The organism is Oceanobacillus luteolus (assembly GCF_023715655.1).
Lineage (GTDB): Bacteria > Bacillota > Bacilli > Bacillales > Amphibacillaceae > Oceanobacillus > Oceanobacillus luteolus.
Map to the genome: position 1 here is coordinate 83,595 of NZ_JAMBON010000013.1, position 6,000 is coordinate 89,594.

Annotated in this window: 7 protein-coding genes; 4 read left to right on the plus strand and 3 right to left on the minus strand. The window is 35.6% G+C overall.

The window, feature by feature from the left end; translation table 11 throughout:
- The first annotated feature begins 111 nt into the window (after positions 1-111).
- A complete protein-coding gene (locus M3210_RS10070) occupies positions 112-1,623 on the plus strand; it encodes an endo-1,4-beta-xylanase (protein WP_251513999.1) in 1,512 nt (503 codons plus the stop codon).
- 496 nt (positions 1,624-2,119) lie between these two features.
- Positions 2,120-2,446, plus strand: a complete 327-nt coding sequence (locus M3210_RS10075) for a hypothetical protein (protein ID WP_251514000.1) — start codon at positions 2,120-2,122, stop codon at positions 2,444-2,446.
- 102 nt (positions 2,447-2,548) lie between these two features.
- On the opposite strand, the gene M3210_RS10080 is transcribed toward M3210_RS10075, so the two are convergent.
- Both M3210_RS10080 and M3210_RS10085 read right to left on the minus strand, forming a co-directional pair.
- A complete protein-coding gene (locus tag M3210_RS10080) occupies positions 2,549-2,848 on the minus strand; it encodes a helix-turn-helix domain-containing protein (RefSeq protein WP_251514001.1) in 300 nt (99 codons plus the stop codon).
- A gap of 16 nt (positions 2,849-2,864) precedes the next feature.
- The gene (locus M3210_RS10085; protein WP_251514002.1) at positions 2,865-3,308 is read right to left on the minus strand and encodes a hypothetical protein; all 444 of its coding nucleotides are present in this window, start codon (positions 3,306-3,308) and stop codon (positions 2,865-2,867) included.
- A gap of 350 nt (positions 3,309-3,658) precedes the next feature.
- Between M3210_RS10085 and M3210_RS20445 the strand changes: the two genes are divergently transcribed.
- Positions 3,659-4,402, plus strand: coding sequence for a YecA family protein (locus M3210_RS20445; protein WP_285853698.1), 744 nt, complete (start codon positions 3,659-3,661; stop codon positions 4,400-4,402).
- Between the two features lie 245 nt (positions 4,403-4,647).
- Here the strand turns inward: M3210_RS20445 and M3210_RS10095 are convergent, their stop codons facing one another.
- Positions 4,648-5,040, minus strand: coding sequence for a hypothetical protein (locus M3210_RS10095; RefSeq protein ID WP_251514003.1), 393 nt, complete (start codon positions 5,038-5,040; stop codon positions 4,648-4,650).
- 503 nt (positions 5,041-5,543) lie between these two features.
- On the opposite strand from M3210_RS10095, the gene M3210_RS10100 reads away from it, so the two are divergent.
- Positions 5,544-5,879 carry a hypothetical protein gene (locus M3210_RS10100; RefSeq protein ID WP_251514005.1) on the plus strand — a complete coding sequence of 112 codons (336 nt, stop codon included), beginning with the start codon at positions 5,544-5,546 and terminating at the stop codon, positions 5,877-5,879.
- Positions 5,880-6,000: the final 121 nt, after the last annotated feature.

Sequence of the window (6,000 nt, forward strand, 5' to 3'; positions counted from 1 at the left end):
AACCAAACACATGAAACGAGGTGATAGATCGAATTTCTTGCAACCTAATTAGTATATCCATTAGTTGACCGTTGCTTGGAGCGATTAATCTACTAAGGGGGATTTTATTCCATGTTGAAAGTGTTGAAGAAAACGATTATTTCCGGTATGGCTTTAACTTTATTATTACCATTTGGAGCAGGCCATGTATTTGCTCAACATTCGCAGTCCATTCATGCGACAGACGTTGCTCCTATGGATGAAAGATTTGAAGATTCTTTTGGAATTGGAGCAGCAGTCGAACCATTTCAATTGGAGGGTGAATCAGCTGAAGTATTAAAATACCACTATAATAGCATTGTTGCAGAGAATGCTATGAAACCATTGTACATCGCGCCAGAAGAAGGAGAATATTTTTGGGAAGATGCCGACCAGATTGTTAATTTTGCTAAAGAGAATGACATGTACTTAAGGTACCACACCCTTGTTTGGCATAGCCAAATAGCAGATTGGTTCTTTTTAGATGAAGAAGGAAACCCAATGGTTGAAGAAGAAGATCCTGAAAAACGGGAAGAAAATAAACAACTTCTATTAGACCGAATGAGAGATTATATTAAAACGGTTGTATTGCGTTATAAAGATGATGTGGATGCCTGGGATGTCGTGAATGAAGTGGTTGATGATGGTGGCGGATTACGAGAGTCGGCATGGTATCAAATTACTGGAACGGACTATATTAAAGTAGCTTTCGAGACAGCAAGAGAATATGCTGGCGAAGATGCCATGCTGTATATCAATGATTATAATAACGAAGTAGACAGTGTAAAAAGAGATGACTTTTATAATCTAGTAAAGGAATTGCTAGAAGATGGGGTTCCTATTGATGGGGTTGGGTTACAGTCACATATCCAACTTAATTGGCCTTCCATTGAGGAAACTAGAGAGGCCATTCAAATGTATTCAGATTTAGGTTTAGATGTTCAAATAACAGAATTGGATGTTAGCATCTATGGTTGGCCACCAAGTGGTGAATATAAAACAGAAGATGAAATTCCAGACAGCATTCTTGAAGAACAGGCGAATCGATATAGAGATTTATTCAGTTTATATGAAGAAATGGATGACGCTATCAGCAATGTAACGTTTTGGGGAATAGCCGATAACCATACTTGGTTAGACGACCGCGCCAAGGAATATAGTGGTGATGGAAGAGGAAAGGATGCCCCCTTCGCCTTTGATACACAATACAATGTGAAACCTGCTTATTTTGCAATAATGGGGCTGAAGGATCCAAGGGATTATTCTAGCACCTTCTTATCACCAATCAAACCAAATGAAATAAATCACATTAAACAAGGGAGAACACTTCCCGTGAAATTAAAGATAACAGATGAATCAGGTGATGATGCAACAGGTTTAGAGGCAAAACTATATGTTACGGAAGTATTCGATGATGGGACATTGGGTTCTAAAGAAGAAGCCATATCCAGCGGGAATGCAAATATAGGAAACCTCTTCCGTTCTGCAGGTGATGGTAAATATATTTTCAACTGGAATACAAAATCACTAGCAAAAGGAACGTATCAGCTTAGTGTAGAAGTGGACAACTATACTTTAGACACTGTTCAAATATATTTAAGATAACAGATAAGGAACTGGAATACATGAGAGGGTCTACGAAAAAGTGGACCCTCTCTATTTGTGTAAAACAGACGTAAAAATTGATTTTATAACAGTATTCTAGCCACAAAGCATTAAAACAACCCCACTTCTATATATTTTTTCGTTGCAATTTTTTAAATTACTGCACCTCCCTTCCCAAACTAAGACAATCAAACTAATCCTACAAGAATGGAGAGAGTTTTATCCTGCTTCAAAGCACTCTTTTTCGGATGGTGAATAGGCATCAGCGAACTCCATATTCCCTCTATTCGATGGCTTGCTGTAACTCGATGGCCAAAATAAGGACAACCATTACCGTAAAAAGTATAAATAAATGAGATTCATGCTGATTTGGTTTTGAAGGGCCAAATGATCAATTACGGGTAAAATTTGCGAATATCATGGCGAAAAACATTTTGACATTCATGAACCCATTCGGAGTTGTCGGGGCAGAGGCTACATACAGACATGGAGAGGATTGGCTGAACCAGGCATTAGAATATATTCAGGGAAATGTGGAATTTTTAACCCAACGACAATACAGTGTAATACAGCAACCTGGGCACTCGGAACGTCCCCTCACACATGGCAGGTCGTATCACAAGGGGCCACATCTATCGCACATAAAGGGATGCTCCATGCAGGAAAAATTATCGCAGCCACTGCCATTGAGGCAACGGAAAACCCGGAGATTATTGAAAAGGCTAAAGCTGAATTGAGAGAGCGGTTGAATGGGGAAGCTTATGAATGTCCGACTCCTGGAGATGTTAAGCCGCCTCGTAAGACAGCTGCTTATGCTAAATAAAATATCCATACAATTATATAGAGCTAGAACTGATAGTGACTTTTGTTGTTTATCAGGTCTAGCTCTATCCATTCGAGTGGTGGCGGCAACTAAAAAGTAAATCTACAATTGCACAAATAATCCTTGGTTATCCCCTTTATCTGATGTGCCATCAATGATAAAGGGTGTTTCCAAAGCCTTAGATATCTTTAATAGGGTTTCAACTTTAGGGCTAGTTAGTCCCGCTTCAATCCTGCCAATCGTTGATTTAGGTACACCTGCTAAGTCAGCTAATTCTTGTTGTGACATTTTTAATTTTTGACGCTTTGTTTTAATTTGAGCCGCAATTTGTCCTTCTTGTTGAAGATTCTGTACATGATCTTCTCCCCTAATTTTGGAGTATCTTTTATAGAAATCACCCATTTTCTTACCTCCACTCTTAATAAAGATTTGGATCTTTCCCACAGTATTCTTCATAATTAATATCAGCTGGAATTAAATCTTCCTTTTTAATTAAACCGTTATATTGTTTATCGAAATAATAAAGCATAATTACTTTATGATAATTATGGATTGCATAAATAATACGATGATTCCCTGTCTTACGTTCATGAATTCCCCAGCGATAGAAATTTTTATAGTCGGTATTCCTGTTAATATGCTTAATTGACGGTGGTGTGTCATCATTACTCGATTCATCTGTCTCTTCAGGATATGGATTGATACTTATAATGGTAAGTTGTCGTGCGTACAAATCTGCTAACTTGCACCAAGAACCCGGTTTCCCTATATTCATTTCTTTTTCTGATTGATTTAAAATAAGATCTTCAAAATCTCTAACATTTCCTTCATACAAAATTCCAAAACCCTTTGATTCAATCATTTTCTTAACCCTTTGCTATAGTATTACCATGATGGTAGCATCTATGCCATCAGATTACAAGTTGAGAATATTTGAAAATTGGCCAGTACAAAATCAAAACATCCAGAACTGAAAAAAAGCATATTGCTAATCAGTCCTAGCATAATTTATTATTATTAACAAATCTCGACATGAAATGACAAATTTCGGATGATGACAGGAATCCTTATTTAGTGGTCTCAACCTCACCCCATGTCCTTCTTCCCCGTGACATGCCCCAAATAAACAAGTATAATTCAAGTAAGTAAATCATGTGTTTTTCAACTCCAGAACTAGGTAACAGATACACTCTTCAATCGAAAGGAGAAAATATGAACTTACTATTTGATTATGTAGTGGCACTTACTAATTTATATGGTGTCGTTGATAAAGAAAAAGTGATAGAAATCTATAATATGCAGAATAATCCTAAAAAAAATGTCTCTGATGTAGAAGCATTGATGAGGAATAACGAGGATGAGTTAAGAAAAAATTACGTTGAAATAGAGGGGCGTTATTTCGCCAATGATGCGCTATTCGTTATAGAAAATGAATTAGAGCAACTCCTGCGTAAAAAAACAGGTAAACCATATTATATCCCTGAAAAAGCAGTGCTCTTACGTTATAAAGATGACGAGTATTATGAAGAGACTCCTCAGATGAAGAAATTGTATCGATTTTTAGAAAAATATGTTCAACCTGATAATGTTAATAGTGTCGAAGATGTATTCTATGAAGTTCTAAGCGATTGCGAAATGGAAATACAACCTATAGATATCATCCATGGCTTGGAGCAAATCGACGTGACATTCCCTACTGAAAAAGAAACCATACAGGCACTGAAGCTAATTACCAACTTATCCAATCATACGCGACTTTGGTCCAATAATGGGTTTACCCCTGCTGAATTATTTGAATTGGAGAAGCCGTATTTACAATCAATTTCAAATGGGGAGGTTAACAAAAACTTTCCTAATCAGCCATTTAATCAATCTGAGAAGAAAGCTGGCAGAAATGATCCATGCCCATGCGGGAGTGGAAAGAAATATAAGAAATGTTGTTTGTTAAACGTCTGATAGATCAAATTCCATTTTTCAAAGCTTGAGGCTAGTCATGGGGAATTATTCAGTGAGGATGATAGAGAGAAATAGCACTGCACTAGCTAGCAAAAAAATATAATTAAGTTAGACAGCAGCTATTGCAGGCTCTCACGTTTCCAATAGCTGCTTTATTAATATTAGTCACGGCGTAACACAACTGAATCATTCGTTTATAAAATACTTATTGTACAAAAGGTGGTGAATAGGCATCACACAATATCTCATTTCCTCTTCCTAAATCCCTTAAAAAGAAAATAAACAATTATTGCTAAGACAGCATATATCAGAAATAACACAATAAATCCCCATAGCCCCATTACAGCATCAGCAAACTCCATATTTCCTCTGTTCGTGATTGCTTGCTGCAACTCGATGGCAAAGACAAGGACAACCATTACGGTAAAAGTATAAATAAAGGAAAGAATAGTCGTACTCCATTTCATCTTTTCGATTATTTTAAAGAAAAAATGCACAAAAAAGAAAGTTACCATCCCAATAATACCAATTATCCAGAAATGAAGCTGCTTATCCGTCATATGAAAACCGAACATATCAACTAATAAATCATGAATATCATTAACGATTTCTGCTAATATGATAATTATTTCTTTCACTGGAAGCCTCCTAGAACTCTTATAGATAAATAAAGGAATAAGCTTTAGTTTACTATAGAAAGATAATATGTAAAACTATTATACCCTTCCGAACATATTCCCGATGTCATTTCAAATCCTCTTGGTAGACCTAAAAAATACAGCTAGCTACCAAGTATAATAAACAACTATTTCCCTTTTTCGCTTCTATCATCTTTTCTTCACCAAATGTCCGAATTCAATTCTGTAACTTTGACTTAACCATTCAATAATAAGGGAGGGAGTTAGTATAAGATCAAATGAAACCCAAACAACACTATATTACCATTACTATAGATTCATTGAATGAATACTAATTGTAAAATATACCTATTTATTGTATAATGAAATTAGATACTAGTTTAATAGCCTCTCTTTTAATGTATACATATGATTTAACACCTTAGATTCGTGCATCAATTAATAGCACGGGTATTAGGTGTTTTTATTCATAAAAAATATTAAATAAAGGGAGATTTGATAAAATGTACTACGCTACATTACATCAGAAACAAGGAGAAATGAGAGCACTAAGAATGCTACAAGAATTTGGCAATGATTTAACAAAATTTGTTCCCAATATCGTTATCAATGATGCTGCTCAAGAGACGCTAGATTTAATCAGAAGAAGCTACAATAATTTTGTGTTACTTGATGTCCGCAATTTAGACACTGATGGAATCGATATCTTAGAGGATCTTTTAAAACTTCCACAAAATGAGAACTTCGATATATTATATCCTATTGAATATTTAGTCGAAGGCTCAAGTCTAAACAGCAACAATTACGTCAGAATAAATAAAGATGTTGTAAATCACTAGCGTTGCATTAATTAAGATTAAATATTAACAAGACCCCGAATTTTCGCTAATTTACTTTAATGCAAATAAAAAGTCCTTTATAATGGATTTAGTCAGGTGGTAACCCATCCAAATCCAAAAA

Coding starts and splice junctions, on each gene's coding strand:
- M3210_RS10070 (WP_251513999.1), top strand. CDS start 112: ATGTTGAAAGTGTTGAAGAAAACGATTATTTCCGGTATGGCTTTAACT.
- M3210_RS20445 (WP_285853698.1), top strand. CDS start 3,659: ATGAACTTACTATTTGATTATGTAGTGGCACTTACTAATTTATATGGT.
- M3210_RS10100 (WP_251514005.1), top strand. CDS start 5,544: ATGTACTACGCTACATTACATCAGAAACAAGGAGAAATGAGAGCACTA.
- M3210_RS10085 (WP_251514002.1), bottom strand. CDS start 3,308: ATGATTGAATCAAAGGGTTTTGGAATTTTGTATGAAGGAAATGTTAGA.
- M3210_RS10080 (WP_251514001.1), bottom strand. CDS start 2,848: ATGGGTGATTTCTATAAAAGATACTCCAAAATTAGGGGAGAAGATCAT.